General features: G+C 23.4%; 2 protein-coding genes. One reads left to right on the top strand and one right to left on the bottom strand.

All coding sequences use genetic code 11. From position 1 onward, the window contains the following. Window positions 1-72: 72 nt before the first annotated feature. Window positions 73-1,410, bottom strand: coding sequence for an MBL fold metallo-hydrolase (locus ACTT9D_RS07255; protein WP_440931114.1), 1,338 nt, complete (start codon window positions 1,408-1,410; stop codon window positions 73-75). A gap of 87 nt (window positions 1,411-1,497) precedes the next feature. Here ACTT9D_RS07255 and ACTT9D_RS07250 point away from each other — a divergent pair. After that, window positions 1,498-2,094 (top strand): glycosyltransferase (locus ACTT9D_RS07250; RefSeq protein WP_440931113.1); only part of this gene is annotated, 597 nt, incomplete at its 3' end.

Here is a 2,094-nt window from a genome sequence, read left to right as displayed (position 1 = left end):
CAATTCATAAACAAATTCATCTGCATCCCCGTTTAATATTGGTATTAAATTTTTTTAAATTTAAATTATTTTTTAATTAAATCGCCTTTTAATTTTTCGTGCTATGTTATAAAAGTTTCTATATTTTTCTAATTTGCTTCTTATTATTTCTTCAGATTTAATTTGAAGATAATCGATCCAATAATTTGCAGATGAATACTTATAATATTTAAAATACTCATCTAATTCTTTTTTTGAATGTGCATTTCCGTTATCGCCATATTTGGACACATATGGTGTAAAATCAGGATATAAGCTATGTATATTAACCATTTGCACTTTCATAAAATTTCCTATCAATAAGTCATCAAAAATTTGATGCTTAATAGAAAAAATTAATGAATTTCTTGGCGTATTAAAAATAATTCCTGTTTTTTTCTTTGAAAATTTTAAATTAAACTCACTTTTACCAACTTTAAATGATAAAAATCCAAATTTATTTTTAATATGCTCAAATTTTAAAAAATACTTTTCTATAATTTTTTTGTCATATTTATCTAGATCATCATTCCAATTATCACCAAATTTTAGAGAATTAACTGTTTTATTGTCAGATTCTTTGGGATTAATTTTTACATAATCATTTTTTAATGTATCCCACCTAATAAAAGCAGGTAACAAATTTCCAACTTTTTCATCAAAATTTACATAATGTTCTTTTAGTGGTGTCACAAATTTTTGCATTAATATTGAGTCTTCTCTATTGTAAGTATGAAATGCAGAAAATGGTATGGCAAAATTACAATTCCATTTATTCATATAATAACTATAACTTTCTCCACATGGCATTTTTTCAGCAGCCAAAGGTTTTATGAATTCGTTATGATGATTATAAAAATTAATCATGTCTGCATCACCCCAGTTGATTAATTTTAATAGAAACCTATTATCATAATTCTTTATTATATTACTTATTGTTCTGGACCATCCTAGTGCCTTCCCATCATTCAAATTGAATAAAATGTCTTTCTTTTTGATTTCGATAAGTAATGAAGAATCTTGATTCCAATCTGCAAAAGATTTTATTCTTACATTTTTTGATAATTCATACCATTTGTTATTGATTAACTTTATGCAGTTAAAATCTTTAGAAAGGTCATTATAAATCCTATCCCCATGGTGAGCACTTATTAGAATTGTTTTATTTCTAAAAATTTTAAATGATTCAGGATCAGCATGATCCGGGTGACCATGAGAAAGCCAAATAAATTTTGAATTAAAGATATTTTCAAGTTGTTCTTTAGGAATTTCGTATTTATGTTTCCAGCTACCAAAATAAGGATTTCCATAAATCCACGGATCAGTCGTTAGTATTGGACTATTATCAAACACAGTAACTGTAGCATTTCCAATAGTTTCAAAACCAATCATAAAATTTTTATCTCTAAGATTTTATTTATCAATCAAATAATTTAATATATATAAATTTAAACACTATCAACAAATTTTAGATAAAAAATGATAACAGCTATTGATATGATTGGTACAAGTCTTGCCAGTGGGACTAAATCATACAATTTATACTTTAGTAAACATCTTAAGAATAAAAACTTAAATAATAAAATTTATATAATTACTTGTCTAGATTATTCTAAATTAATTGATTTTAAAAATAAAAATATTAAAGTTTTAATCAAATCAAATATTCTAAAAAATTCTCTTATCAAATTTTTATGGATGCAATTTATTCTTCCTTTTGAATTAAAATTTTTAAATGTAAAACAATTTTATTCACCAATGAATTATGGTCCATTAACTCTAAAACTTTTTAATATTAGATTTATATTGGCATTACATTCAAATTTACCCTGGGTATATTTTTTTATGATGCCTGGTAATATATTGAGAAATTTATTAACAAAGTATTTTATGCAATTATCAATTCTATTCTGTGATAAGTTAATTGTAGATTCATATTATGCCAAAAAAGAAATACAAAATTATATTTCTATCGAAGATAACAAGATAGATGTTGTTTATTTAGGTATTAATGATGAAGATGAAGTCTCTAATAATGAATTAAAATCAGTATTTTTAAACAATAAAAATTATTAT

This window comes from Candidatus Pelagibacter sp. (assembly GCF_052049815.1).
Lineage (GTDB): Bacteria > Pseudomonadota > Alphaproteobacteria > Pelagibacterales > Pelagibacteraceae > Pelagibacter.
The sequence above is the reverse complement of the archived record's forward strand: the minus strand, read 5'-3'. Positions and strand labels throughout refer to the sequence as shown.

Excerpts from the sequence above, each read along its gene's own strand:
- ACTT9D_RS07255 (WP_440931114.1), bottom strand. The coding sequence starts at position 1,410 with ATGATTGGTTTTGAAACTATTGGAAATGCTACAGTTACTGTGTTTGAT.